This window comes from Streptomyces spororaveus (assembly GCF_016755875.1).
In the GTDB taxonomy this organism is placed as follows: Bacteria; Actinomycetota; Actinomycetes; order Streptomycetales; family Streptomycetaceae; genus Streptomyces; species Streptomyces spororaveus.
The window spans coordinates 7,737,947-7,762,891 of sequence record NZ_BNED01000005.1 but is presented as its reverse complement, the minus strand read 5'-3'; the positions used below and the strand labels follow the sequence as shown (position 1 = coordinate 7,762,891).

The following is a 24,945-nucleotide window of genomic DNA, read 5'->3' as shown; positions in this document are numbered from 1 at the left end:
CCCCCGGGCCTTGCATGGTGGGTGCATGAAGGCTACGGACGTCATCGCCGACGGTTTCGGACGCATCCGGGAGATCGTGCACGAGGTCGTGACAGGGGCCCCGCCGGAGCTGCTCAACGCCCGCGTGGACCCGGCGGCGAACTCGGTCACCTGGCTCGTCTGGCACCTGACCCGGATCCAGGACGACCACATCGCGGACGCGGCCGGCACCGAGCAGGTCTGGGACTCCGAGGGCTGGTCGGAGCGGTTCGCGCTGCCGCTGCCCGCCGGGTCGACCGGGTACGGCCACTCCTCGCGGGACGTCTACACCGTCCGGGTCGACTCGGGCGAGCTGCTGCTGGGGTACTTCGACGCGGTGCACGAGCGGACCGCGCGGTTCGTCCGCGGCCTCGCCGCCGCCGAGCTGGACCGGGTGGTCGACGAACGCTGGGATCCGCCCGTCACCCTCGGGGTGCGCCTGGTCAGCGTGCTGGAGGACGACCTCCAGCACGCCGGGCAGGCGGCCTTCGTACGGGGCGTGCTGGAGCGCGACCGGGGCTTCTGAGCGGACCGGGACCGCGAGCGTGCCCCTCCCCCGGCGGCGCCTGCGTTCGGGCGCCGCACGCACGAAGGGCCGGGACCCCGTCCGGGTCCCGGCCCTCTCGCACTACGCTCCGCTCGCGTCGAGCATGTCCTCGCGCTCGACGATCTTCACCCGCTCGCGGCCCTGGGGCTCGCCGAGCGCCTTCTCGGCCGCGTCCAGCCGGTGCCAGCCCTCCCACGTCGTGTAGCGGACGCTGCGCTCGGCGAGGAAGGCCTCCACGGCCTCCGGCGCCGGGGCGGCAGGCTCGCTCAGGCGGCCCTCCGCGTGGTCGGCGAGCAGGTTCGCGACGGTCTCGTTCGCGTCCCCCTTGGTGTGGCCGATCAGGCCGACCGGACCGCGCCGGATCCATCCGGTGACGTACGTCGACTGCAGGTGGCCACCGGCTTCGATCACCCGGCCGCCCTCGTCCGGGACCGTGCCGGACTCGACGTCCCAGGGCAGCTTGGGCAGCTCGTCGGAGAGGTAGCCCACGGCCCGGTAGACGGACTGGATGTCCCAGTCGGTGAAGTTGCCCGTGCCCTTGACGTTGCCCGTGCCGTCGAGCTCGGTGCGCTCGGTGCGCAGCCCGACGACCTTGCCGTCCTCGCCGAGGATCTCGGCGGGCGACTCGAAGAAGTGCAGGAACAGCTTGTGCGGGCGCTCGCCGATGTCGCGGATCGCCCAGTTCTCCAGGGTCTTGGCGACCATGTCGGCCTGCTTGTTGCCGCGGCGCGTGGCTATGGAGCCCTCGTCGTAGTCGATGTCCTCGGGGTTGACGATGACCTCGATGTTGGGCGAGTGGTCCAGCTCGCGCAGCTCCATGGGGCTGAACTTGGCCTGGGCCGGTCCGCGGCGGCCGAAGACGTGCACCTCCAGGGCCTTGTTCGCCTTGAGCCCGTCGTAGACGTTCGCGGGGATCTCGGTCGGCAGCAGCTCGTCGGCCGTCTTCGCGAGGATGCGCGCGACGTCGAGGGCGACGTTGCCGACACCGAGCACGGCGACCTTCTCGGCCTCCAGCGGCCAGGTGCGCGGGACGTCCGGGTGGCCGTCGTACCAGGAGACGAAGTCGGCGGCGCCGTAGGAGCCGTCGAGGTCGACGCCCGGGATGGCCAGCGCGCGGTCGGCCGTGGCACCGGTGGAGAAGATCACGGCGTCGTAGAAGGAGTGCAGCTCGTCGAGGCTGATGTCGTTCGGGTAGTCGACGTTCCCGAAGAGACGCACCTGCGGCTTGTCGAGCACCTGGTGGAGGGCGGTGATGATGCCCTTGATCCGGGGGTGGTCGGGGGCGACGCCGTAGCGGATCAGGCCGAAGGGAGCGGGCATCCGCTCGAAGAGGTCGATGGACACACCGGGCTCGACGGCAGCCTCGGACTTCAGCAGCGCGTCGGCGGCGTAGATACCGGCGGGGCCGGCACCGACGATTGCTACCCGCAGAGGGCGAGGCATGGCAGAGGTTCCCTTCGAGCGACGGCAAGGTGGATCAAAGGGAACCCTAAACGAAGGTAAACCTAACTCAGCACCCGGTGTCCTTTTATGACCCCATAATCAAAGCTTATGGCCTCTCCAAGCAACCCTTGGAGCGCAGAGGAACTCGCTGGTCAGCACGGACGCCACCTGACAGACTGAAACCGCTTGATCACCCCAGGAGGACAAAATGGCTGACGAAACCGACACCCCGCAGGACGAGTCCCCGGCCGACGCGGCCAAGCGCAAGTTCCGGGAGGCCCTGGACCGCAACGCCGCGAACGCCCAGTCCCAGCAGGCCCACCAGAGCCGGGCGAAGGTCCAGGGTGCCAGCAGCGGCCCCGGCGGCAAGAACAAGAAGGTCCGCCGCAAGACCGGCTGACCCCCGGACGCGAGGAGCCCGCCCCCGCCGCCGCGGCCGGGGGTGGCTCGACCCGCCATTGGGCCACTCGGGTGAGTGGGGATAACCCCGGGCACTGTCGACAGTTGATCAGCACGTCCCGCCGAGGGCAGCCATCACATGCGACAGTGCGACAGAAGGATCCCCACATGTTCAAGAAGTTCATGGCCACCGCAGCCGCCACCGCCGCCGTGCTCGGCGCGGGTGCCGCAGTCGCCTCCCCGGCGATGGCGATCGGCAACGACAACGGCGTGAACACCGTCAACGGCAACAATGCGGCCCAGATCTACGGCAACCAGGAGACCCAGGGCAAGATGAGCCCGCAGCTCGGCGCCATCCAGGGCTCGCTCAACAAGCTGTGCGTCGGCCTGCCGGCCAAGGTCAACGCCCAGTCGCTGTTCGCGGTCATCGCCAACGTCGGCGTCCAGGACGTCAACGTGCTCGCCAACCCGCAGAACCAGCAGTGCGCCGAGAACTCCACCCAGGCCAAGGGTGACGAGTCGGTCTCGCACATCGCCAGCAACATCCCGGTTCTCTCCGGGAACCTCTCCCAGGGCAGCTGACCGGCTCGAATTCGCGCCGGTGTCACGCGTGACGCGTGACACCGGCGCTTTTCATTTGGTCTAGACCTTGACAGGTTCAGACCATTTTCGCTTCAGTGGGCACCGTTGCCCCCACGGCAATTCCCCCCACCGAAGGAGCAGTTACGTGATACGTGCGCCTCGCCTCCGCGCCCTCGCACTCACCGCCGCCGCGGCCGTCACGGCCGGCCTCGCCCTCACCCTCCCCTCCTCCAGTGCCGTCGCCGCGACCCCCTGCGCCGGCGCCTGGGCCTCCTCCGCCGTCTACACGAACGGCATGAGCGCCTCGTACGGCGGCCACAACTGGCAGGCGAAGTGGTGGACCCAGGGCGAGACCCCCGGCACCACCGGACAGTGGGGCGTCTGGTCGGACCAGGGCGCCTGCGGCGGCGGGGGCCAGGACCCGGACCCGGGCAACCCCTCCGGATTCGTGGTCTCCGAGGCCCAGTTCAACCAGATGTTCCCGAACCGGAACCCCTTCTACACCTACAACGGCCTGGTCTCGGCGCTGTCCGCCTACCCCGGGTTCGCCAAGACCGGCGACGACACCACCAAGCGGCGCGAGGCCGCCGCCTTCCTCGCGAACGTCTCCCACGAGACGGGCGGACTCGTGTACATCGTGGAGCAGAACACCGCCAACTACCCGCACTACTGCGACGCGAGCCAGCCGTACGGCTGTCCCGCCGGGCAGGCCGCCTACTACGGCCGCGGGCCCATCCAGCTCAGCTGGAACTTCAACTACAAGGCGGCCGGTGACGCCCTCGGCATCAACCTCCTCGCCAACCCGTACCTCGTGGAGCAGGACCCGGCCGTCGCCATGAAGACGGCGCTCTGGTACTGGAACACCCAGAACGGTCCGGGCACGATGACCGCCCACGCCGCCATGGTGAACGGCGCGGGCTTCGGGGAGACCATCCGCTCGATCAACGGCTCCCTGGAGTGCAACGGCGGCAACCCCGCCCAGGTCCAGAGCCGCATCTCGAAGTACCAGAGCTTCACGCAGCTGCTCGGAGTGACTCCCGGGAACAACCTCGGCTGCTAGGCCGTCTCCGGGGTGCCCCGGCGGTCACCGCGTGCGCAGCGCGGTGGCCAGCTGGGCCCGTGAGCGGACGTCGAGCTTCTGGTAGATACGGGTCAGCCGTGCCTCCACCGTCTTGACGCTGAGGAACAGCTTCGCCGCGGCCTCCTGGTTGCTGGCGCCCTGACTGACCAGCAGCGCGAGGCGGGTCTCGGCCTCGGTCAGGGTCGCGGCCGCCGGCACCTGCGCACCGGCGCCGTCGCCGGGGGCGGCTTCCCCGGCGAGTTCCGCCCAGGGGGCGGCCCCGGCCCGCTCGAACACCTCGGCCGCGGCCCGGAGCGCCGCACGGGCCGGGGCCCGGCGGCGCCGGCGGCGCTCCACCCGGGCGAGGGCCAGCAGCGTACGGCCGCGCTCCAGCGGCAGCCGGAGGGCTTCGAAGCGCTGGGCGGTGGCCTCCAGCAGGTGCACGGCAGCGTCGGCGTCTCCCTGGGCGGACAGGCACAGTCCGCGGGCCCGGTCGAGGGCCGCGACGACGCCGGTACGGCCGAGGCCGACGGCGACGGTACGGACGGAGGCCAGCAGGCGGGCCGCCTCGTCGGTCGCGTCGGCGGCGATCAGGGCCTCGGCGAGCTCTCCGTGCCAGCGCAGGATCGAGGGGTCCACCACCTGCTGGGCGGCCTCCAGTTCGGCGACCCGGCGCAGGGTGGCGACGGCCTTCGACGCCTCTCCCGTGGCGAGTTCGACGAGGCCGAGCGCGTGCAGGTTGCGGGAGAGGAAGACCTGGTCCTGCTCCTCCTGCGAGGCCTGGATGCCGCGCCGGGCGTAGCCGGCGGCCCGGGCGAAGCTGCCGCCCATGGCCTCCGCCATCGCGGCGACGTACCAGGCGGGGCCGGGCGAGAGGCCCGCTTCGATCGTGAGCTCCAGGGCCCGGCGGGCGTGGGCGGAGGCGGCCTCGCACCGGCCGCTGCGCAGTTCGACCTCGGTGAGGCTGCGCAGCACCTCGAAGACGTCCTCGGCGGAGCCGGTGCGCTGGACGGCGGGCAGCAGGACCATCAGCTGGCGGCGGGCGTCGTCGCAGCCGTCGTCGAAGAGGGCGTGCCGGACGGCGAGGTACTGGGGCGCGTTGCGCATGCCGAGCGGCACCTCGGGGGCGGGCAGAGCGAGGGCCTCGGCCAGGATCGCCTCGGCGCCCGGGTCGCCGAGGATGCGGCCCATGCGGGCCCGTACGGTCAGGGCCATGGCCTCGGCGACCTGGTCGCCGCCGAGTGCGGCGAGCGCTCCGGCGCGGGCCGCGGCGTCGCGGGAGCGGACCGGGTCGCCGTCGCTGAGGTTGTGCTTCCAGGCGATCCGCAGCTGGACGGCGGCCTGGAGCGAGGGGTCCCCGGCGGCCTCGTCCATGGCGTACGCGATGGTCTCGTCGAGGGCGCCGAGGGCCTGCCCGGCGGCGTCGATCACGGCGAGGCGGGCCCGTACCCGGTCGGCGGGCGAGGCGTCACGGGCCAGGACGGCCCCGGTGGCGCGGCGGGCGAGGTCGGCGCGGCCGGACCAGCCGGCGTCCTCGGCGGCGGTGACCAGGCGGGCCAGTTCCTCGCCGGCCAGCCAGGACGGGGTGCGTTCGGCGGCGAGCAGGCCCAGTTCGGCGGCGAGGGCGCGCTGGCCCCGGCGGCGGCAGGCCGCGGCGGCCTCGGTGATCTCCGCGGCGAGCCACTGGTCGGGGGTGTCCACGGCCAGCGCGCGGTGGCGTACGGCCTGGACGGGATCGTCGACGGCGTCGGCCAGGGCCGCGTGCCCGGCGGCGCGTTCGGGCCAGCCCGCGTCCGCGGCGAGGGCGGTGGGCAGGGCGCCGGCGGTGAACTCCACGGAGCCGTCGTCCCCCACCCTGACCAGCGCGGCCCGTTCCGCCTCGGCCAGCTCGGCCTCGGCGTCGGGGCGGCCGGCCCGGCGCAGCAGGGAGATGGTGGGGCGGGCCGCGAGGGCGGCGAGCAGCAGGGTGCGGCGGGCCTGGGCGGGGACTCCGGCGAGGAGCCGGCGGGCGACCTCGCGGGCCTGTCCGGAGACGGGCAGGGGGTCGGCGTGGTGCGCGCTGCCGTCGCGGGCCTCGGCGGCTTCGGCGAGGGAGTGGCCGAGGGCGAGGGCGAGGCGCGGGTTGCCGCCGCTGGCCTGGTGGATCCGGCCGGCGAGGCGGGCCGGGAGGCCGTGGCGGACGAGGAGCTCGGCGACCTCGTCGGCGCCCAGCGGGGGTACCCGGATGGCGGGGACGCCGGGGCCGCAGAGGGGTTCGCCGACGGGGACCCCGCCCTGGACGCATTCGGCGACCAGGACCCGTACACCGGGCGGGGTGAGGCGGAGGGCGAAGCGGAGCAGGTCGGTGCTCTCGGCGTCGAGCCACTGGGCGTTGTCGAGGACGAGCAGGACGGGGTGGCGCTCGGCGAGCGTACGCAGTACCTCGACCACGGCGAGGCGCAGGGCGATGTGGTCGCGGCCGGCCCGGGGGGCGTCGGCCTCGCGGCGCAGCAGGGCGATGGCGGTGCGCTGGGGACCGGAGAGCTGGTCCAGGGCGCCGCCGGGTACGGAGGCGAGGAGCGCGGCGGCGGACGCCTCGGGTATCCATTGGTCGGCGGCCTCGGGAGCGAGGCACAGCACGGTCTCGCGGCGTGATTCGGCCGCGGCCGCGACGGCGCGCACGACCTCGGTCTTGCCCGCGCCGGCCGGTCCGGTCAGGATCGCCCGGCCGTGCGCGGTCAGCGCGCGGTCGACCGCCTTGATCAGTTCTCCGTGTCCGACACTTGTGTCAGCGTGCCCCGTCGCCGCCACCACGCACAGCCACCAGCCTCTCGATCCCCAGCTCCTGTGCCGTTCCTGTGAGAGGCGACAATACGAGGTCGAGTGGCGGGCGGACACGGATTGTGACGCAGAAATCAGTCACGTCCCGGGAAAACCCTTCGGACCTGCCGATACGAGGTGTATCAGCAGGTCCGCGGGCTCACTTTGGTCCGTACTATCTGGCCGTCAGGCCGAGTTGGCTCCTGATCAGAAGGTCAGGTTCCAGGAGTCGATCTTGCCGGTGTCGCCGCCTGCGTTGTCGTTGACCCGCAGCTTCCAGGTGCCGTTCGCGACCTCGGAGGAGGCGTTGACGGTGTAGACCTGGTTGATGTTGGCCGTGCTGCCGCCGGAGCGGTTGTGCAGGTTGTAGACGCTGCCGTCCGGGGCGACCAGGTCGACCTTGAGGTCGCCGATGTAGCTGTGGACGATGTTCACGCCGACCTTGAGGGCAGCCGGGGCGTTGCCGGTCACACCGGTGACGGTGATCGGGCTCTCCACGGTGGCGTTGTCCGCGATGGCGTAGTCCGTGGTGTTCTCGCGGCCCGAGGTGGGCGGGGTCGAGGTCACCGCGGCGACGGTCGCGGCCGCGTCGGCGAGGCCGGCGCCGCAGCCACCGGTGCAGGTACCGGCCAGCGGGCGGGCGTTGGTCTTGATCGCCGACTCGATCTGGGCCGGGGTCAGCGAGGTGTTCGCCGACTTCAGCAGGGCGGCCAGGCCCGCGATGTGCGGGGCGGCCATGCTGGTGCCCTGGTAGGGCTTGTAGGTCTCGGCACCGGGGGTGCTGGTGCCGGCGTTCAGGGTGGAGAGGATCGCGTTCTCGGGGGTGGTGACGGTGCCGGGCGTGTCGGTGGCGCGGCGGGTCTCACCGCCCGGGGCGGAGACGTCGATGATCGAGCCGAAGTTCGAGTAGTACGAGCGGTCGCCGGCGCGGTTGGTCGACGCCACGTTGATCACGTTGTTGCAGCTGGCGGGCGAGAAGCCGGACGCGTTGGCGTTGCTGTTGCCGGCGGCGACGACGACGGTCGTACCGCGGGCGACGGCGGCGTTGATGGCGTTCTGGTAGCTGGTGCCACAGGTGCCCGAGCCGCCGAGGCTCATGTTGATGACCTTGGCCGGGGTGGCGTTGGCCGGGACGCCCGCGACGGAGCCGCCGGAGGCCCAGGTGATGGCGTCGACGATGTCCGAGGTGGCGCCGCCGCACTTGCCGAGGACGCGGACGGGCTGGATCTTCGCGCCGTAGGCGATGCCGGCGACACCCTTGGAGTTGTTGGTGGCCGCGGCGATGGTGCCCGCGACGTGGGTGCCGTGCCAGGAGGAGGTGCTGGCCTTGGAGCCGGTACCGCACTCGCCGTCGGTGGCGTTCCAGTCGCCCTCGTCGGCGGGGTTGCTGTCACGGCCGTTGCCGTCGCGGGCCTCGGAGGAGGTCGAGATGAAGTCGTAGCCGGCGACGATGTTCGGCGCGACGTCCGAGTGGGCGACGTAGCCGGTGTCGATCACGGCGACGGTGACGCCGGAGCCCGTGGTCTTGTCCCAGGCACCGGGGACGTTCATGCCGGCGGTGGGCTCGAAGAGGTCCCACTGCTTGGCGTACTCGGTGTCGTTCGGGGTGACGGCCATGGCGTAGGCGCGGGTGTCCGGCTCGACGTAGGCGACGTCCGGGTCGGCGCGGAACTGGGCCATCACGTCGGCCGCCGCGGCCGGGGCGACGGTCCCGCCGAGGCTGACGAGGGCGGCTCCGGTGCCGAGGCGGCGGTCGAACTTCGCCTTCTTGCCGGCCTTCTTGCCCTTGGCGGTGGCGTCGTCGGCCGCCGCCGTGTTCGAGCTGGCCTCGGTGGCCGAGGACTTGTATCCGACGATGAGGTTCTCGACCGGCGCGGTGGGGGCGACCGTTGCGGCGGGGGCCGCGGCGGGGGTCTCGGCGGCCAGGGCCACGGAGGCGGTCGCGGAGCCGGCGAGCAGGGTGACGGACATGGCCACCACGGATATGAGCCTACGTCTGGAAGCGTGCACGTGTTCCCCTTCGAGGGCCGTTTCCGGGCATGCCGGAGCGGCCGGTCAGTGCAGTGTGGGAGGTTCCGGCGGCCGCGGGACCGGGAGCGAGTTGGTCGAGCTCGCCCCGGCCTCCGCCGCGCGCCACGTCGCCCGAGCCGCAACGGCGGGGCCGGGCAACGGCGGTCCCGGGCTCTCCCCCCGGCCGGTGCGGCCTTCACGCCATGTGGGGTTGGCGTGTGTGCCTCAGGACCAGGGGAAGATCGCCGGTGGGCAGACAGTAGGCAACACGGGGATGAACTCGATACGGGGAAAACCCTTGTCCGCCCCCTGTGACTCCCCTCTGGGGTCCCTCGGCAGGGCTCTGACCAGGGATGTTCGGTGACCGCGCGCACGCGGCGCGGGACCGGGGGCGGGGGCGGGGACCGGCTCTACCGCGGCGGGAACAGCTTGCGGAAGTACGTCCAGCTGGTCTCGTTCGGCTCGCTCCACTTCTCCGGCGCATGGGCGAATTCAGGCCGGTTTTCGGCGATATAGGCACGGGTGCGCTCCGGAACCTGCGCGTACGAGTCCAGCTTGCGGCCGCGGCAGTGGAAGGTGAGGCCGCCGGGGCTCTGCCCCCGCTCCATCCAGGGCAGCCACGGGGACATCCGGGTCCAGGACATCGTGGCGGGCACGCTCACCGCGTCGGTGGCCGGGGTGGCCGCGGGCGCGAAGAACTGGAACAGCTCCAGGGCGCGGTAGGTGTCATCGGCGGACTGGGCCGGGTACTCCTGGACCGGCAGCGGCGAGGGGTAGGCCAGCGGGATCTCCAGGCTGAAGCAGATCTGGTCGCCCAGTTCCGTCATGGGGACCGGGAAGGGGCGCCACTTCTGGTTGGCCGGATCGTTCCAGACGTGGACCACGGGCTTGTCCTGCCAGGTCTCCAGGATCTCCCGGGTCACGGGGTCGAGGTAGAACGCCGCCTCCCTGGACAGGAGCTGGTAGCCGCCGAGCTCCTCGTCCGCCACGAGGCGCGCGACGTTGAGCCCTTCGAAGCCGAAGAGGCGCCGGTAGGGCTCGCCCGGGGCCCACGAGTGGACGTCCCCGGTCCACCAGTAGGTGACCTCGGCGCCGTCGAGCGAGGCGCGGGTGCGGGCGAAGGCGTGCAGGAGCTCGGCCGGTGTCAGCTCTGATGTCATACGGCCCACTGTGCTCGGTGGCCGCACGGCCGGACAAGCGGCCCGGCGGACAACCTGGGCCCCCGCCGTTGACGGGTCAGGAGGCCGCGCGGCGCACGTGCAGGTGTCCGTCGAGCGGGAAGGCCGGAGGCGCGCAGGCCAGGGTCCTGTCGTACGCGTAGCCGCACTTGGCCGCGACGCGGCAGGACGCGGGGTTGTCCACCTGGTGGAGCAGTTCGAGGCGTTCGAGGCCGTCGGCCCGGAAGGCGTCCAGGGACCAGGTGGTGAGGGCTTCCAGGGCTCGGGGGGCCACACCCCGGCCGCGCGCCTCGGCCGCCGTCCAGTAGCCGACCTCGGCGGCTGCCTTGCCGGGGGCGACCTCCTTGAGGACGACGTTGCCCACCAGCCGCGCCGGCGACGACGGGCCCGGGCCCGGCTCCAGGACGGCGAAGCCGAACCGGACCCCGGCGGCCCAGCCCCGCTCCTGGGCCCGCACCCACCGCAGTCCGTCGTCCTCGGACCGCAGCCCGGGGTCCGGGGAGGCCTCGACCAGTGCGACGACGTCGTCCGCGCACCAGGGCCGGAGGACGAGAGCGGGAGCGGTCGCCGTCGCGGCGGCCCGGAGCGTGACGGAAGTGATCATCGGGCGATCGTACGCAGCCGTCCGGGCGTGCGCCGACGGGTGGCCGGCTGCCCGAGCGGCCGCGGGCCACGCCGGCGCGGCGCCTCGCACCGGGCTGGGACCGCGCGGAATCAGGTGCCTCGGGGCCGCCGGAAAAGGGGTCGTACGCGGCCTCGGCGGGCCCGCGGCCGCGATTCGGGCGTGGTGCGCACCTCCGGGGCGGGCCGGCTCCGGGGAGCCGCCCACCCGCCCCTCCACAGCCTCGACAAACCGGGCCTGACCTGGCCTTTTCCTTGGATTCACCTAGGCTGGGGCCATCTGCCGGACACCATCGAGGGGGATCTCGTGAGGGACGAAGCGATCACGTACGACGCCAGCCGCATCCGGGTGCTGGAGGGGGCCGAGGCCGTTCGGACGAGGCCCGGGATGTACATCGGCTCGACCGGCGCACGCGGACTGCACCAGCTGGTCTTCGAGGTCACCGCCCGGGCGGTGGACGAGGCGCTGACCGGCCGCACCGGCTCCGTCGGGGTGACCCTCGTGGCGGACGGCGCCGTGCGGGTCGCCGACGACGGGCCGGGCATCCCGTTCGGAGCCGCCGAGGCCGGCGACGGCCCCGGCCTCGAAGCCCTGTTGACCGACCTGTCGGTCAGGTCGAGGCCCGTCGGCCGCTGCTCGGCGGCCATGTCCTTCTTCGGTATGGGGCTCGCCGTCGCGAACGCCTTGTCGAGCCGCCTGACGGCCGAGGTGCGGCGTGAGGGGGTCCGCCGGGTCCAGGAGTACGCGCGCGGCGTCGCCGTCACCCGGCCCACCGCCGCCGGGCCGGCGAGCGGCAGCGGCACCACCGTCACCTTCCGTCCCGACGCCTCCCTCCTGGAGACGACGGAGTACTCGTTCGCCGTGCTGGCGGAGCGCTTCGAGCAGCTCGCCTTCCTGAACCGGGGCCTGGAGATCTCACTGTCCGACGAGCGCGCTCCGGGCGACGCCCAGGTGGCCCGGTTCCGTTTCCCGGGCGGGGTACGGGACTTCGTCGCCTCCCTCAGAGCCGCGACGGGGACGCCCGTACACACCGGTGTCATCGGCTTCGAGCAGGACGATCCGCGGATGGCGGGGGCGATGGAGGTGGCCCTGCGGTGGTGCGGCTCCCGTGAGGAGCGGGTCCGCAGCTTCGCCAACGATGCGGCCACACCGGGCGGCGGCTCCCACGAGGCGGGACTGCGCGAGGGGGTGGCGGCCGCGCTCGACGCCTACGCGCGAGCACGGGGACTGCTGACGGCGACGGACCCCGGCCTCGGCGCCGACCGCATCGGCGCGGGCCTCACGGCCGTCGTGTCGGTCAAGCTGGACGACCCCGCGTTCGTCGGGGCCACCCGCGGCGAGCTGAGCAACGCCGAGGTACGTCCCCGCGTCCGCGAGGCCGTCCGGAAGCACCTCGGTGCCTGGCTGGAGGAGAACCCCGAGCAGGCCGCGGCCGTCGTCGGCCGGATCCTCGGAGCCGACACCCTCCGCTGAGCGCCCGCCGGATCCCGGTCGGCGTTCGGCCGACCGCCGACCGGGATCCGGCGGTTCAGGCATACCTCTCGAAGAGGGCTTCGATGTACCCCTCCAGCCTCCGGCTCAGGACACGGGCCGTCAGGTCGACACGGCCCAGCTCGCGCCAGGGCACGGCGACCTTCTCCGCGTCCGGCGCGAAGCCCAGCGCGTCCAGCAGCCGCCAGTGGAGATGGGCGGTGCGGTCCTCGGCCAGGGTTCCTCCCGCGGCGGCGTAGCGGTCGGCGAAGCGCATCCCGGCCGGAACGCCGTGCAGCAGGGCGAGGGCCGTCGAGCAGTGCGCCACGTCCAGGTCGGCGGGCCCCCAGGAGGTCTCCACCCAGTCGACGACACCGCTGATCCGGAGATCCTCGCCCGTACCCGTGAAGAGGACGTTCCCGGGATGGAAGTCCCGGTGCAGGAAGCGGCCCCGATAGGGCGGGGGTTCGCGGCGGATGACGTCGACCGCCCGCCGCCAGAGCTCGGGCCGCTCGGTGTCCGCGGGCGGGCTCACCCGCTCGGCGGAGGTCCAGGCCTGATAGGTGCGGGGCCGCTGTCGCGGGGCGACGGGCAGCTGATGGATGCGTACCAGTTGGCGGGCCAGCAGGTCGGCCCGGTCATCGGCCTGCCGGTCGCCCAGGCGCACGGTTCCCGGCAGCAGCGACATCAGCAGGGAGGGGTGGTCGCAGTGCCGCGCCGTCGCGTCCACCGCCACCAGTTCGGCCGCCGGTACGTCCGTGTCCGCGAGCAGCCGCAGGATCTCCGCCTCACGGGTCAGCAGGCCCTCCGCGTGCCGGAGGTAGAAGGGCGTGACGAAGGACCGCAGCACGAGCGAGCGCCGGCCGTCCGGGCCGCCGAGGTCCAGGCGGCGCATCCGCGCGGTCCAGCCGCCGCGCAGCCGTACGACGTTCTCGATGCGTTCGGCCTCGCAGAGCCCTTGCTCCACCCAGGAGCGCGTGGCGTCCCAGCCCTCGCCGCCGGAATCCGCGGCCCTGTCCTCGGTCTCCTCGCCCACCGCCATGGAGAGAGCCTATCGGTCTTCCCGCGACCGCCATGCGGATGGCAGGTTGACGACGGGGACGCCAGCGGCGACGGTGACCGGCATGGGGAACGAACGCCGGCTGCTCACTCTCGCCCTCTGCCTGGTCCTGAGCGGCGTGCTGATCGCGGCGGTACTGGGGGCGTGGCGAGCCGTCGGCCCGCACGCCGAGGCGGCGGACGGGCGGCCGACGGCGTCCGACTATGTGGACATACGTGAGGTTCCGCGCGTTCCGGCAGCCGCTCCCGCCCCCGGACCCGACGGGTCGACCGGTTCGATGGTGGTCAATTGCGGCCGCAACGAGGAGCGCCACTACAACGAGGACAACCTCGTGGTCTCGCCCGGGCTGCCGGGCGGCGCCCACCACACGCACGCCTACGTGGGGAACCTCTCCACCGGCGCACTGTCGACGGAGGCCTCGCTGGCCGCGGCCGCCACGAGCTGTGCGGGCGGCGACCGCTCCACGTACTACTGGCCCGTCCTGCGCCGCCCCGACCGCCCGGGCACGCGCGCGCACGAGGATTCGGCGGGGCACGGAAACGTCGGCGAGATCGTGCCGGAGGCCTCGGTCCGGGTGGAGTTCCGCGGCAATCCCTTCAGCAAGGTGGTGCCGATGCCGCGCTTCCTGCGCGGCATGACCGGCGACGCCGTCGCGTACACGGCGGACAGCGAGGCCGACGTCCGGGCCCGCTGGGGGTGTTCGGGCTCCCCGGACCGGGCCACCACCCGCTATCCGCGCTGCCCGGCGGGCGAGCTCGTCACCCGCACGCTGATCTTCCCGAGCTGCTGGAACGGCCTCGACACCGTCGGCGTCACGCACCGCTCGCACCTGCTCTTCACCGCCGCGAACGGCGTCTGCCCGAAGGACACCTTCCCGGTGCCCGAACTGCGCGTCTCCCTTGCCTACGAGATCCCCCCGGGGCTGAAGGTGGCCCTCGACTCGTTCCCCGAGCAGCGGCACAGCCCCAAGACCGACCACGCCATGTTCGTGAACGTGATGACCGACCGTCAGATGGCGGCGCTGGTCGACTGCATCAACAAGGGCCGCGACTGCCGGACCTGAGTGACGCAGGTCACGTGAACCGAATCCGTCCCGGTGGCGTGTTCCGACCGCACCACATATGCGAGGAAGACGGAGAGGGTGAGATGGCCGGACCACTGTGGCCCCGCACTCGGCGGGGCTCGACCGATGAGGCACTGATCAAGTCGGTGTACGAGGAGCACGGCCACGCCCTGCTCGCGTACGCCACCCGGCTGACCGGGGATCGGGCCGCCGCCGAGGACGTCGTACAGGAGACTCTGATCCGGGCCTGGCGCCACTCCGAGGTGCTGGTCAACGGAAAGGGCTCGGTGCGCGGCTGGCTGCTCACCGTGGCCCGCAACATCATCACCGACCGCCACCGGGCCAAGGCCGCCCGGCCGCCCGAGGTGTCCGGGGCCTCGTCCGCTCCCCCGGTGGAGGCGGACCACGCCGATTCCGTGGTGGACAGCATGACGGTCCTGGGGGCCCTCGATCAGCTGTCGCCGGAACACCGGGACGTCCTGAAGGAGTTGTACTACCGACAGCTCAGCGTCGCGGAGGCGGCCGACAGCCTCGGCATCCCGGCGGGTACGGTCAAATCGCGTTCGCACTACGCCCTCAAGGCGCTGCGCGACGTCTTCAAGAGCGACGGATTCAGGGACATCGGTTCCAGAGAAGGAAAGCGATCGGGCAGGCCGCCCCAGCAGCCCGCCGGACTGCGTGAGGTGGTGGCATGAACCGGCAGCGGCACGAGGAGGAACTGCTCGGCCCCTACGTACTCGGCGTCCTCGACGTCGAGGAGATCCGCCGGGTCGAGGAACACACGAGCGGGTGCATGCAGTGCCGGGAGGAGGTGGCCGCGTTGCGCGAGATGGAGGCGGCTCTGGGCGAGGTGCCCGACGAGGCATTCTTCGACGGCCCGCCGCAGGGCGGTGACCTGCTGCTCCAGCGCACCCTGCGGCAGATGCGCGGTGAGCGGGCCGGCGACTCGCGCCGGCGCGCGGGGTTCGCGGGGCTGGCGGTCGCCGCCTCGCTGGCGGCCGTGTTCTGGGCCGGTACCCAGCTGGGTGCGGGCGATTCGGGGGCCGTCGCCCTGCCGCCGCCGTCCCCGACGGCCACGGCGAACCCCACGCCGCCGCCCGCCGGGACCAAGACGCTCTCCGGGACCGATCAGGTCTCGGGCGCGCGGATGACCGTGCAGATGACGCCCGCCGCGAAGTGGGTGCGGGTGCGGGCGGCGGTCACGGGAGTGCCACCCGGTGAGCGGTGCCGGCTGATCGTGGTCTCCAAGAACGGTACGCGCACCACCGCGGGCAGCTGGGTCGTGGGCAACCAGGAGAACGGCGAGGGCAAGGGCGCGGCGCTGGACGGTTCGGCGGCCGTGGAGTCGGCGGACGTCAAGGCGATCCTGGTCGAGAACGAGTCGGGCCGGACGTACGTGTCCGTACCGGTCACGGTCTGACCGGAGTCCCGCCACGGGCGGGAACGTGACGGAGCCCGGGAGCATATCCAGCTCCCGGGCTCCTGTGTGCCACCCAATTGCGCACACCGGCACGTTTAAGAGTCGCGGATCATTCTTAGATCGACGTGTTCTGCCTTTGAACTACCGCGCCATGAAGAGAGGCGCAGAGGGGACTTGAACCCCTATCCATCGATGATCGTCCACGCTCGGTCGATCCGGTGTTCGGCGGCGAATACTGAGACTGGAGCGATAATCTGAGATTGAAGGGCCGCCTCTACCAGCTTGGGCCACCCCGGCTCGCAATGCCGGGGGAGGGATTCGAACCCCCAACTGACACCCTCGTTCAGCTTCAACATCAGTTTCAGCTTGCGCTCTCGCGCACCTCCCGCAGACATACGGAAGGGGTTCTGTGGGCTACTTGAACAAGTAGCCGAACACCGCGTCGCCGACCCGGTGGTCGGTGACCTCGGCGCTGTTGGCCTCCTCGCGGGCGAACTTGACCGCCTGCTGGAGCTTCTCCACGCGGTCGAGCAGCTCGTTGACCCGCCGGGCCGGCAGCGCACCGGAGAACTTCACGGTCGTCCAGTACCCGACCGGCACGTCCTCGTAGTACACCTCGACCTGCGCCGGGTGCTTCTCGGTGGCCTCGGCCTTCACGTGGTTGCGCGGCACCTTCTTGGTACGGATGGTGCGCACCGGGTCCGTCTTCCAGGAGTCCGTGGACGGGTCCAGGTTCCAGGATTCGGAGGCGTCCAGTACCGGCAGCTTCCGTACGAAGGTGTGCATGTCGGTGAGCTGCTTCTCCAGGAAGAGCAGGTACGGCACGGGCACCTGCGCCAGCAGGACCGTCCCGTCCACGACGACGTCGGCGGCCGCGGTGCGGTTGGCCCAGTCCTTGGTCGCCGTCACGTCGAACAGTCGCGTCAGGGTGCCCGCCGTCGCCCGCAGTACGTCCTCGGCCTTGATCTGCACCCGGGTGGACTCGGGCGGCAGCTGCTCGCCCTCCTCGTCCTTGGGCTGGTAGGTCCGGGAGATACCCGCCAGCAGGGCGGGCTTCTGGACGTCGTGGTGAGCCTGCGTGAGCTCCTGGAGGGACTTGGACTTGACGCCCTTTTCCACTGCGATGATCTGATTCAGCTTCGGCACGCGATCAACTTAGCAGGCGATTGTCCGATCATTCACCGGGATTTCCGGCACCTGCGCCCGGTCCGGCGGCAGGCGCATATCCCCTGGCGGGAGCGCCGGGTTGGCGGCGGCGGTGTCGGGATCGGGATCGGCGAGAAGCCTGGCGCGCCGGGCCGGGTCGGCGGCGCCGTTCTCGGCGAAGGTCCGCCGGACGTGGCGGTCCGGGTGCGCGAGGACCGCGTCGACCGCTTCCGGCGGCAGGTCCCGGCGGCGCGCAACCGCGCGGCGCGTGCGGTCGTCTTCGTGGCCGGGCAGCGGTGATCCCGATCTCGCGGCGCAACAAGGAAGCCCACACGCGGACCGATCATCACATTGCGGTCCATGACATCCTGTGACGTCACAACTCGCCGGACGGTATCGGCGGACGTCCGGGGAATATGGGGAAGGTCCATGAGGCTCTGCTTCCTGGTGGAGGAGCACTACCGCCACGACGGCATGCCGAACGAGGTGATCCGGCAGCTGACCGCGTGGGGGCACCGGGTGGACGTCGTGCGGCCGGGCGGCTCGCTCCTGCGCATGACCGAAGCGGTGGACGCGGGGGCGCACGACGCCTGGGTCCTCAAGACGGTTTCGGGCGGCCCGGGTCTGACGCTGCTGGAAGCCGCTGCCGCGGCCGGGACCACCACCGTCAACGACGCCCGGTCGATCCGCGGCGTACGGGACAAGGCGCTGGCCGCCGCGCTCGGCCGCGGCCGGGGGCTGCCGCTGCCGCCGACGTACGCCGTGGCCCGCCCCGAGCTGCTCCGGGAGATCCCCGCGGCGGAGTACCCGCTCGTCGTCAAACCATCCGACGGCAGCTCCGGGCGGGCCGTGCACCTGGTGTCCTCGCCGGAGCGGCTGGAGTCGCTGCTGCCCGTCCTCGCGGGCGAGGGCCTGCTCATCGCCCAGCCCTACGTGCCCAACTCGGGCACGGACATCAAGGTGTACGCGGTCGGCGGCGAACTGTTCGCGACCGAGCGGTGCTCCCCGCTGCACCCGGACCCCTCGGTGCGGGAGCGCCGCGTACCGCTGTCGGCCGAGGTGGCGGCGATCGCGGCCCAGGTGGGGGCGGTCTACGGACTGGACCTGTACGGCGTGGACGTGCTGCTGGGCCCCGACGGGCCGGTGGTCGTCGACGTGAACGACTTCCCGAGCTTCCGTCAGGTACCGGACGCGGCGGCGCGGGTGGCCCGGGCGGTCCTGGAGCTGGCGCGGGCGGGCGGTTGCGCCCAGCCGCCGGCGCCCGTGCCCGCACCGCCGCTGCCGTACCCGCTGCCCCTGTCGATCCCGGCGCAGGTCTCGGCCGTGGGGGGCGACGGCGCGTGAGGATCGGCCTGATCACCCCCGAGCCCGGCCACCCGCTGCTGGCGGACGCCACGGCCCTGCTGGCCCCGGAACACACGGTCGAGGCCCTCGATCCGTTCACGCAGGGAAAAGTGCCGCTGCCGCTCGCCGAGGTGTACCTGCTGAAGTCGCGGACCCCGCAGGCGCTGGGTCTCGCACGCCACCTGGAACGGCGGGGAGCGGCCGTGGTCAACTCCGCCTCGGCCACCGCGCTGTGCCAGGACCGTACGGAGATGGCCGGGCTCGCCCTGCGGGCCGGTCTGCCCTTCGCCGCGACCCGTACCCACGACTCCCTCGCGGCCTGGGCGGCCGGGGCCCGGCTCGGCTCCCCCGTCGTGGTCAAGAGCCGGCACAGCCGCCGCGGCGACCTCGTCGCCCGCGTCGACGACACGGCAGGGCTGCGGGAGTTGGCGCGGGAATGGCCGCACGAGCCGGTCGTGGTGCAGCGGTACGCGCCCAACAGCGGCTGGGACCACAAGCTGTGGGCCATCGGGGACCAGGTCTTCGCCGCCCTGCGCCGGTCCGAACTCTCCCCCGGCGGACGGGGCCCCACCCGCCCGCTGCCCCTGGCGGAACTGCCGTCCGGCTGGGCCGGTCTGGTGCGCGAGGTGGGCGCGGTGTTCGCGCTGGACGTGTACGGCGTGGACATCATCGACACCGGCGGCGGGACACCGCTGATCGTGGACATCAACGCCTTCCCCGGCGTCCGGGGCCAGGCCGGCGCCCCGGAGGCCCTCGCGGCACTGGCCCTGCGCCGGGCCGCGGGGCGCGCCTGAGGTACTGCCGGGCAGGTCCGGACGGGGGAATGCGCACGGCATGACGTCGCGGGCCCGGTGTCGTGGCGCGGCGGGACGGCGGGCGCCGTGAGGATCGGGGCATGGGCGTCGTCCTGCCGGTCCTCTTCGCGCTGTTCGCGGCCTTCAGCAACGCACTCGCCACCGTGCTCCAGCGGCGGGCCGCGCTCACCGTGCCGCAGAGCGACGGCTTTCGCCCCGGCCTGATCCTCGATCTGCTGCGGCGCCCGGTGTGGATCGGCGGCATCCTGGCCGTGATCGCGGCCGGGGCGGGGCAGGCCGCGGCCCTGGCCACGGGCGCGCTGGCCCTCGTACAGCCGCTGTTCGTGCTGGAGCTGCCGCTCGCGCTGCTGATCGCCTCGCTGGTGACGCGGCAGCGGCTGCCGGGGGCACTGTGGCTGGCCGTGGCGGGGGTGGTGGCAGGGCTCGGGATCGCGCTGGTGGCCGCCTCGCCCATGGGCAACCGTACGGACGTGCCGGCGGAGCGCTGGGTGGTGGCCCTGGCCGCGAGCGCGTTCGCCGTGGCCGCACTCGCCGTGACCGGGCTGCGCCTCCCGCCCGGCCGCGCCCGGGCCGGCTGCCTCGGCGCCGCCACCGCCGTCTGCTACGCGCTCACCGCCGCGCTGATGAAGTCCGCGGTGCACGTCCTCGACGACAGCGGGTTCGTCGCCTTCCTGACGACCTGGGAGACGTACGCCTTCGGCGCGACCGGCATCTGCGCCCTGCTCCTCCTGGAACACGCCATGCAGGGCGGCCCGCTGGTCGCCTCGCAGCCCGCGCTGACCCTCGGCGACGCGAGCATCAGCATCGCGCTGGGGGTGGTCCTGTACGAGGAACACCTGCGGTCGGGCTGGTGGCTGCTCCCCCAGCTGCTCGGCATCGCCCTGATCTGCGCGGCCGTCCTGGCCCTGGCCCGGGCCGGCGAGGGCGCGCCGTGAGCACACCGCCGGGGGCGGGTACCGTGCGGGCAGTCGAGCGGAGGGCGGGAGCCATGCGAGCGGTGGTCTTCGAGCGGTACGGCGAGCGGGCCGAGGTACGGGAGGTGGCGGAGCCGGGTCCGCCGGCGGGCGGGGTGGTGGTGCGGGTGGAGGCCACCGGACTGTGCCGCAGCGACTGGCACGGCTGGATGGGGCACGACCCGGACATCGTGCTGCCGCACGTCCCCGGGCACGAACTCGCGGGTGTGGTCGAGGCCGTGGGGGCCGGCGTCACGAACTGGCGGGTCGGCGACCGGGTCACGGCACCGTTCGTGTGCGCCTGCGGCAGCTGCGCCGACTGCGCGGCCGGTGACCACCAGGTGTGCGCGCGGCAGACCCAGCCCGGGTTCACGCACTGGGGGTCCTTCGCCGAGTACGTGGCCCTGGAACACGCCGATGTGAACCTGGTGGCCGTGCCCGAGGAGCTCTCGTACACGACGGCGGCCGGGCTCGGCTGCCGCTTCGCGACGGCGTTCCGGGCGGTGGTGGCGCAGGGCCGGGTCGCGGCGGGCGAATGGGTGTCCGTGTACGGCTGCGGTGGGGTGGGGCTCTCCGCCGTGATGATCGCGGTGGCGGCCGGGGCCCGGGTGGTCGCCGTGGACACGGCGCCCGGGGCGCTGGATCTGGCACGGAAGTTCGGCGCCGCCCACGGTGTGGACGCGCGGGACGGCGCCGACACCGCGCAGGCGGTCCGGGAGGCGACCGGCGGGGGCGCGCACCTGTCACTGGACGCGCTGGGTTCACCGGCGACGGCGGCGGCCTCGGTGGCCGGGCTGCGCCGGCGCGGCCGGCACGTGCAGGTGGGACTGCTGCCGGCGGCGGCCGGTACGGCGGCCCTGCCGATGGACCGGGTGATCGGCTGGGAGCTGGAGATCCTCGGGAGCCACGGCATGGCGGCGCATGCCTACCCGCCGATGATGGAGATGGTCCGGGGCGGGGTGCTGCGGCCGGACCTGCTCGTCACCTCGACGATCCCGCTCGACGCGGCCCCGGCGGCGCTGGCCGCGATGGGCACGGCGGCCGGGAGCGGGGTCACCGTCATCCTGCCGGGGGCGGACGCCCGGAGCTGAGCCCCGACCGCCCCCGGCGCGGCCCGCCCGGTGCCACCGCCCGCCCGCCGCTACCCGGGAAGCGGGGTCCGGGCGTACGCGCCCGACAGGAGGTGGCCCGCGCCCGGGGCCACCGCGTCCAGGTCCAGGGCCCGGAGCAGCTGGTGGGCCGTGCACACCGCCGCGGACACCACCGGCTTGCCCAGGAGCTGTTCGGCCTCCTCGATCGCACCGAGGGAGGGCATCTGCACGCATGCCGAGAGCACGACCGCGTCGGCGTCGGCGTACTCCATTGCGCGCGCGAGGCCCGGCAGCCGGGCCGGGTCGTGGGCGGCCACGTCGAGGTTGTCCGGGATTTCCAGAGCCTGGTGGTCGAGGACCTCGATGCCCTCGTGCGTCAGGTAGTCCACGACGGTCCGGGTGAGCGGGCGCATGTAGGGGGCCAGCAGCACGATCTTCCTGGCGCCGATGGTGTGCAGGCCGTGGACGAGGGCTCCGGCGCTGGTGACCACGGGGGCGGGGGCGCCGTTCTCGACGGTCCGGGTGTGCAGGCGCTGTTCGGAGGTGCGGTGGTAGCCGAGGCCCATGCTCATGATGGCGACGAGGCAGGCGTAGCCCAGTACGTCGACCCGGGCGTCGGAGAGTTCCACGGCGCAGCGGTCGGAGTCGGCGTCCATGGCCTTGAGCTGCTCCGGGGTCACATGGGTCATGCGCATCCGGCTGGAGTGGAAGGTGAAGCGCTCGTCGGGTGCGACGGCCTCACGGGCCCGGAGGATGGCCGGGACCTCCGTCTCCATGGTGACGTTGGAGCTCGGCACGATCTGGCCGATGCGGTAGGTGCGGGGGGACATGTGCGCTCCTCAGCGGGCGTCGACGACGGGGTTGGTCAGGGTGCCGATGCCTTCGACCGTGGCCTCGACCGTGTCGCCGGGGCGCAGGAACTCGGGCGGGACCATGCCGGCGCCGACGCCCGACGGTGAGCCCGTCGCGATGACGTCCCCGGGTTCGAGGGTCATGCCGGAGCTGATGTCGGCGATGAGCCGGGCGATGGGGAAGAGCATGTGCCGGGTGTTCGACTTCTGCTTGGTGACGCCGTTGACGCGCAGCGACAGGTCGAGGGACATCGGGTCGGGGATCGCGTCGCGGGTGACGACCACCGGGCCGAAGGGGGCGTAGGAGTCCTGGCCCTTGGAGAAGAACCACTGTCCGGAGCGGCGCTGGTCGCGGGCGCTGATGTCGTTGACGATGCTGAAGCCGAAGATGTGGTCGTAGGCCTCCTCCTCGCTCACCCGGTGGGCGGGGCGGCCGATGACGACGGCGAGTTCGCACTCCCAGTCCAGCTGGGTGGTCAGGTCGGCGTTGTGCAGGATCGGCGCTCCGGGGCCGGTGACGGCGGTGGCGGGCTTGCCGAAGAGGACGGGGCGCGGCGGCAGGTCCTTGTCGGTGTCGAGGCTGCGGCTGGACTCCTCGACGTGCTCGATGTAGTTGAGGCCGACGCCGATGATCTTGCCGGGGCGCAGGGGGGCCCGCAGGGACACCGCCTCGATCCGGTGGACGGCCTCGGCGGGGCGCCCGGCGGGATCCGCGGCGAGCAGGCTCCGGGCCGCTTCCAGGGCGGCCGGACCGGCCTGGACGAACGAGAGCAGGTCGTGCGGGAGGCGGACGCCGGCGTGGTCGGCGAGGACCGCGAGGTCGAGGACGAGGCCGTCGCTCTCGACGCCCAGGCGTTCGGTGGTGTCGCCGGGGCCGTGGGTGAAGGTCAGCATGCGCATGCGGGGCTCCTGGTGGGTCAGGCGGTGGTGACGGGCTGGTGGCCGCCGTGGTCGGGGTACGCCTCTTCCCGGTGGAATCCGAGCGAGCGCATGACGGGGAAGTCGTTGAAGGAGAAGAGGCAGGCGTCCTCGGCCGGGTCGAGGTTGTGGTGCTCGTGCCAGGCCCAGGACGGCACGCAGAAGATGTCGCCCTGCTTCCACTCGAAGCGCTGCCCGGCGATCACCGAGACGCCGCGGCCCTTGGCCGCCGTGTAGATCACCGAACCGGTGTGGCGGTGGGCGAGGGTGGCCTGGCCGGGGCGCAGCAGCTGCATGTGGGCGCCCATGGTCGGCATGACGGAGCCGCCGGTGACCGGATTGGTGTACTCGGCGATGATCCCGTCGTACGGGGATCCCTCGGTCGCCTTCGCCAGGCCGCGCAGGGCCTCGTACGTGGGCTCCCAGGGGTAGGCGAGCAGCGGCGAGTACGGCCGGGTCCACTTCTCGACGCCGTACGGCATCAGGTTCGCCGCGTAGGTCAGGACCGAGGAGTTGATGACCTTTCCGGGGGTCTGGTAGAGCTCGGGGTGGACCTCGTAGAACCCGGCGTCCAGGGCGTTGACCAGGGGGATGTCGAGTCCGTCCTGCCAGATGACGGGCGCGTCGTCGGCGTCGTTGCCGTGCTCGTGCCAGGTGCCGTTGGGGGTGATGGCGAAGTCCCCGGGGCCGACCTTCAGCTTCTGGCCGTCGACGATCGTCCAGGCCCCGGTGCCCTCGTGGACGAAGCGCAGGGCGGCGGCCTGGTGGCGGTGGGCGGTCATGGCCTCGCCGGGGCCCATGATCTGGAGGCCGGTGTAGAGGAGTCCGGCGGCGGCGCTGACGTCCTTGCGGCCCGGGTTGACGAGCATGACGACCCGGCGGCCGGCGTCGTCGCCCTTGACGAGGCCGAGGGCCTTGTGGACCAGGGGGCGCAGGTCGGCGTACCGCCACAGCACGGGCACGGACCGCGGCTGCGGGTACCAGGGCTCGATGTCGTTGGCGACGGTCCACAGTGCGCCCGCGTCGAGGGTGGCGAGCTCCTCGTAGTAGCGGTTGAGTTCCGGGGTGTCGGACACCCGGGCACGGCCGAGCACGGTGTCGTCCTGCTCGATGGTCATACGTCCTCCTCGGGAGCGATGGGAGCGGCGGCGATGGGGGCGGCTTGTGCGATGGGGGCCGCGGGGGGCGCGGTGAAGGTGACGGGGGCCTTGCGGCGGTTGTCCACTTCGAGGTGGAAGACGTCGAAGCGGTTGTAGTGGCCGGTGATGTCGTGCATCTGCTTGGGCTGGATGCACCGGGCGAGGTCGATCTCGGCGTAGACGATGCCCTCCTCGTCGACGAGGGGTTCGGTCACCGGACGGCCGTCGGGGCCGAAGATCCCGGACAGGGCGCTGCGCGGGCGGGTGAACTGCTTGCGCAGTTCCTCGTCGTCCCCGGCGACGGCGTCCACGATCTCCGGGGAGACGGTGGAGCAGGCGACGACGGAGAAGACCTTGCCCTCGAAACTGTGGGCGGCGGTGCGGACGGCGATCGCGTCGGCCATGTCGTAGTCGGCGGGGGCGACGGGCAGGGCGATGTAGCAGGAGGCGTGGACGAGTTCGCCCTGCGCGAGGAGGGCGAAGCGGGCCAGGGTGTTGGTGTTCTCGCCGCAGGCCAGTGCGCCGAGGGGGCCGACGGGGGTGTCGTGGACGACCAGCGAGCTGCCGTCGCCGCCGGTCCAGGTGAGTTTCTCGGCCCAGGTCGGCACCAGCTTGCGGTGCACGCCGAGGAGTTCGCCGTCGGGTCCGACGGTGAGCAGGGTGTTGTAGAGGACGCCGAGGCTGTGCGCGGCCCGCTCGTTGACCCCGATGACGAGGACGACGCCGTGCCGGCGGGCCGCCGCGCGCAGGCGGTCGACGTGCGGGCCGGGGATGTCCACGGAGGCGCGCTGGAGCCGCTCGAACCACGGGGAGCCCTGGACCGGGTTCATCGTCCAGTTCCAGTAGGGGTAGCCGGGGACGAACACCTCCGGGAACACGACGAGTTCGGCTCCGTGGGCCGCGGCCTCGGCGATCAGGGCGACGGCCTTGTCGACGGTCGCGGCGGGATCGAGGTAGACGGGCGCGGCCTGGACGGCCGCCGCCGTGAAGCGGGGCAGGTGGTCCCTGTCCATGGGT

The 24,945-nt window shown here is 72.7% G+C and carries 23 protein-coding genes; 12 read left to right on the top strand and 11 right to left on the bottom strand.

What is annotated here, in order from left to right; all coding sequences use genetic code 11:
* Positions 1–25: 25 nt before the first annotated feature.
* Positions 26–544: a mycothiol transferase gene (locus Sspor_RS37425; protein ID WP_202203078.1), complete on the top strand. Its 519-nt coding sequence runs from the start codon at positions 26–28 to the stop codon at positions 542–544.
* A 102-nt stretch (positions 545–646) separates the two neighbouring features.
* Here Sspor_RS37425 and Sspor_RS37420 read toward each other — a convergent pair whose 3' ends face one another.
* Complete coding sequence (locus Sspor_RS37420; protein ID WP_202203077.1) at positions 647–2,008, bottom strand: FAD-dependent oxidoreductase; 1,362 nt, start codon at positions 2,006–2,008, stop codon at positions 647–649.
* Between the two features lie 208 nt (positions 2,009–2,216).
* Here Sspor_RS37420 and Sspor_RS37415 point away from each other — a divergent pair, with 208 nt between their 5' ends.
* The 3 genes from Sspor_RS37415 to Sspor_RS37405 all read left to right on the top strand — a co-directional run bounded on the left by Sspor_RS37415 (position 2,217) and on the right by Sspor_RS37405 (position 4,049).
* Positions 2,217–2,408, top strand: a complete 192-nt coding sequence (locus Sspor_RS37415) for a DUF5302 domain-containing protein (RefSeq protein WP_030384532.1) — start codon at positions 2,217–2,219, stop codon at positions 2,406–2,408.
* A 167-nt stretch (positions 2,409–2,575) separates the two neighbouring features.
* Positions 2,576–2,989 (top strand): rodlin, encoded by a 414-nt coding sequence (locus Sspor_RS37410; protein ID WP_202203076.1) that lies wholly within the window; start codon positions 2,576–2,578, stop codon positions 2,987–2,989.
* Positions 2,990–3,134: 145 nt separating this feature from the next.
* A complete protein-coding gene (locus Sspor_RS37405) occupies positions 3,135–4,049 on the top strand; it encodes a glycoside hydrolase family 19 protein (RefSeq protein ID WP_202203075.1) in 915 nt (304 codons plus the stop codon).
* A gap of 24 nt (positions 4,050–4,073) precedes the next feature.
* Here Sspor_RS37405 and Sspor_RS37400 read toward each other — a convergent pair whose 3' ends face one another.
* From Sspor_RS37400 to Sspor_RS37385, 4 genes are all read right to left on the bottom strand, one after another.
* A complete protein-coding gene (locus tag Sspor_RS37400) occupies positions 4,074–6,842 on the bottom strand; it encodes a helix-turn-helix transcriptional regulator (protein ID WP_237404200.1) in 2,769 nt (922 codons plus the stop codon).
* 213 nt (positions 6,843–7,055) lie between these two features.
* Complete coding sequence (locus Sspor_RS37395; protein WP_202204091.1) at positions 7,056–8,819, bottom strand: S8 family peptidase; 1,764 nt, start codon at positions 8,817–8,819, stop codon at positions 7,056–7,058.
* A gap of 449 nt (positions 8,820–9,268) precedes the next feature.
* Positions 9,269–10,018, bottom strand: a complete 750-nt coding sequence (locus Sspor_RS37390; protein WP_202203074.1) for a DUF1838 family protein — start codon at positions 10,016–10,018, stop codon at positions 9,269–9,271.
* Positions 10,019–10,094: 76 nt separating this feature from the next.
* Positions 10,095–10,640, bottom strand: a complete 546-nt coding sequence (locus Sspor_RS37385; RefSeq protein WP_202203073.1) for a GNAT family N-acetyltransferase — start codon at positions 10,638–10,640, stop codon at positions 10,095–10,097.
* Between the two features lie 324 nt (positions 10,641–10,964).
* Between Sspor_RS37385 and Sspor_RS37380 the strand changes: the two genes are divergently transcribed.
* Positions 10,965–12,131, top strand: a complete 1,167-nt coding sequence (locus Sspor_RS37380) for an ATP-binding protein (RefSeq protein ID WP_237404199.1) — start codon at positions 10,965–10,967, stop codon at positions 12,129–12,131.
* A gap of 55 nt (positions 12,132–12,186) precedes the next feature.
* Here Sspor_RS37380 and Sspor_RS37375 read toward each other — a convergent pair whose 3' ends face one another.
* Positions 12,187–13,170: a phosphotransferase family protein gene (locus tag Sspor_RS37375; protein WP_202203072.1), complete on the bottom strand. Its 984-nt coding sequence runs from the start codon at positions 13,168–13,170 to the stop codon at positions 12,187–12,189.
* A gap of 82 nt (positions 13,171–13,252) precedes the next feature.
* On the opposite strand from Sspor_RS37375, the gene Sspor_RS37370 reads away from it, so the two are divergent.
* The 3 genes from Sspor_RS37370 to Sspor_RS37360 all read left to right on the top strand — a co-directional run bounded on the left by Sspor_RS37370 (position 13,253) and on the right by Sspor_RS37360 (position 15,671).
* On the top strand, positions 13,253–14,251 hold the full coding sequence (locus Sspor_RS37370) for a DUF1996 domain-containing protein (RefSeq protein ID WP_202203071.1): 999 nt from the start codon (positions 13,253–13,255) through the stop codon (positions 14,249–14,251).
* An 83-nt stretch (positions 14,252–14,334) separates the two neighbouring features.
* The gene (locus tag Sspor_RS37365; RefSeq protein WP_202203070.1) at positions 14,335–14,946 is read left to right on the top strand and encodes a sigma-70 family RNA polymerase sigma factor; all 612 of its coding nucleotides are present in this window, start codon (positions 14,335–14,337) and stop codon (positions 14,944–14,946) included.
* Positions 14,943–15,671, top strand: a complete 729-nt coding sequence (locus tag Sspor_RS37360) for a zf-HC2 domain-containing protein (RefSeq protein WP_202203069.1) — start codon at positions 14,943–14,945, stop codon at positions 15,669–15,671. Before Sspor_RS37365 ends, Sspor_RS37360 begins: the two co-directional genes overlap by 4 nt.
* A 414-nt stretch (positions 15,672–16,085) precedes the next feature.
* Here Sspor_RS37360 and Sspor_RS37355 read toward each other — a convergent pair whose 3' ends face one another.
* The gene (locus tag Sspor_RS37355; protein ID WP_030758600.1) at positions 16,086–16,817 is read right to left on the bottom strand and encodes a DUF7873 family protein; all 732 of its coding nucleotides are present in this window, start codon (positions 16,815–16,817) and stop codon (positions 16,086–16,088) included.
* 429 nt (positions 16,818–17,246) lie between these two features.
* Here Sspor_RS37355 and Sspor_RS37350 point away from each other — a divergent pair, with 429 nt between their 5' ends.
* The 4 genes from Sspor_RS37350 (at position 17,247) to Sspor_RS37335 (ending at position 21,020) form a co-directional block, all read left to right on the top strand.
* Complete coding sequence (locus Sspor_RS37350) at positions 17,247–18,161, top strand: ATP-grasp domain-containing protein (RefSeq protein ID WP_202203068.1); 915 nt, start codon at positions 17,247–17,249, stop codon at positions 18,159–18,161.
* Positions 18,158–18,955 carry an ATP-grasp domain-containing protein gene (locus tag Sspor_RS37345; protein WP_202203067.1) on the top strand — a complete coding sequence of 266 codons (798 nt, stop codon included), beginning with the start codon at positions 18,158–18,160 and terminating at the stop codon, positions 18,953–18,955. The genes Sspor_RS37350 and Sspor_RS37345 overlap by 4 nt, the downstream gene beginning before the upstream one ends.
* A 101-nt stretch (positions 18,956–19,056) precedes the next feature.
* Positions 19,057–19,911, top strand: coding sequence for a DMT family transporter (locus Sspor_RS37340; protein ID WP_202203066.1), 855 nt, complete (start codon positions 19,057–19,059; stop codon positions 19,909–19,911).
* 53 nt (positions 19,912–19,964) lie between these two features.
* Positions 19,965–21,020, top strand: a complete 1,056-nt coding sequence (locus Sspor_RS37335; RefSeq protein ID WP_202203065.1) for a zinc-dependent alcohol dehydrogenase family protein — start codon at positions 19,965–19,967, stop codon at positions 21,018–21,020.
* A 50-nt stretch (positions 21,021–21,070) separates the two neighbouring features.
* On the opposite strand, the gene Sspor_RS37330 is transcribed toward Sspor_RS37335, so the two are convergent.
* The 4 genes from Sspor_RS37330 to Sspor_RS37315 are packed head-to-tail and all read right to left on the bottom strand — an operon-like array spanning position 21,071 to position 24,941.
* Entirely contained in the window at positions 21,071–21,850 is a 780-nt protein-coding gene (locus Sspor_RS37330) for a maleate cis-trans isomerase family protein (RefSeq protein ID WP_272934862.1), read from the bottom strand.
* 9 nt (positions 21,851–21,859) lie between these two features.
* Entirely contained in the window at positions 21,860–22,771 is a 912-nt protein-coding gene (locus Sspor_RS37325) for a fumarylacetoacetate hydrolase family protein (protein ID WP_202203064.1), read from the bottom strand.
* 17 nt (positions 22,772–22,788) lie between these two features.
* Positions 22,789–23,907, bottom strand: a complete 1,119-nt coding sequence (locus tag Sspor_RS37320; RefSeq protein WP_202203063.1) for a cupin domain-containing protein — start codon at positions 23,905–23,907, stop codon at positions 22,789–22,791.
* Positions 23,904–24,941, bottom strand: coding sequence for a carbon-nitrogen hydrolase family protein (locus Sspor_RS37315; RefSeq protein ID WP_202203062.1), 1,038 nt, complete (start codon positions 24,939–24,941; stop codon positions 23,904–23,906). The genes Sspor_RS37320 and Sspor_RS37315 overlap by 4 nt, the downstream gene beginning before the upstream one ends.
* Between the last annotated feature and the right edge of the window lie 4 nt (positions 24,942–24,945).

Bases quoted from the DNA above. Each gene is read 5' to 3' on its own strand.
- Sspor_RS37320 (WP_202203063.1), bottom strand. From the start codon at position 23,907: ATGACCATCGAGCAGGACGACACCGTGCTCGGCCGTGCCCGGGTGTCC.
- Sspor_RS37330 (WP_272934862.1), bottom strand. From the start codon at position 21,850: ATGTCCCCCCGCACCTACCGCATCGGCCAGATCGTGCCGAGCTCCAAC.
- Sspor_RS37335 (WP_202203065.1), top strand. From the start codon at position 19,965: ATGCGAGCGGTGGTCTTCGAGCGGTACGGCGAGCGGGCCGAGGTACGG.
- Sspor_RS37385 (WP_202203073.1), bottom strand. From the start codon at position 10,640: ATGATCACTTCCGTCACGCTCCGGGCCGCCGCGACGGCGACCGCTCCC.
- Sspor_RS37350 (WP_202203068.1), top strand. From the start codon at position 17,247: ATGAGGCTCTGCTTCCTGGTGGAGGAGCACTACCGCCACGACGGCATG.
- Sspor_RS37415 (WP_030384532.1), top strand. From the start codon at position 2,217: ATGGCTGACGAAACCGACACCCCGCAGGACGAGTCCCCGGCCGACGCG.
- Sspor_RS37365 (WP_202203070.1), top strand. From the start codon at position 14,335: ATGGCCGGACCACTGTGGCCCCGCACTCGGCGGGGCTCGACCGATGAG.
- Sspor_RS37370 (WP_202203071.1), top strand. From the start codon at position 13,253: ATGGGGAACGAACGCCGGCTGCTCACTCTCGCCCTCTGCCTGGTCCTG.
- Sspor_RS37375 (WP_202203072.1), bottom strand. From the start codon at position 13,170: ATGGCGGTGGGCGAGGAGACCGAGGACAGGGCCGCGGATTCCGGCGGC.
- Sspor_RS37340 (WP_202203066.1), top strand. From the start codon at position 19,057: ATGGGCGTCGTCCTGCCGGTCCTCTTCGCGCTGTTCGCGGCCTTCAGC.
- Sspor_RS37410 (WP_202203076.1), top strand. From the start codon at position 2,576: ATGTTCAAGAAGTTCATGGCCACCGCAGCCGCCACCGCCGCCGTGCTC.
- Sspor_RS37360 (WP_202203069.1), top strand. From the start codon at position 14,943: ATGAACCGGCAGCGGCACGAGGAGGAACTGCTCGGCCCCTACGTACTC.
- Sspor_RS37395 (WP_202204091.1), bottom strand. From the start codon at position 8,819: ATGTCCGTCACCCTGCTCGCCGGCTCCGCGACCGCCTCCGTGGCCCTG.
- Sspor_RS37325 (WP_202203064.1), bottom strand. From the start codon at position 22,771: ATGCGCATGCTGACCTTCACCCACGGCCCCGGCGACACCACCGAACGC.
- Sspor_RS37420 (WP_202203077.1), bottom strand. From the start codon at position 2,008: ATGCCTCGCCCTCTGCGGGTAGCAATCGTCGGTGCCGGCCCCGCCGGT.
- Sspor_RS37425 (WP_202203078.1), top strand. From the start codon at position 26: ATGAAGGCTACGGACGTCATCGCCGACGGTTTCGGACGCATCCGGGAG.
- Sspor_RS37390 (WP_202203074.1), bottom strand. From the start codon at position 10,018: ATGACATCAGAGCTGACACCGGCCGAGCTCCTGCACGCCTTCGCCCGC.
- Sspor_RS37315 (WP_202203062.1), bottom strand. From the start codon at position 24,941: ATGGACAGGGACCACCTGCCCCGCTTCACGGCGGCGGCCGTCCAGGCC.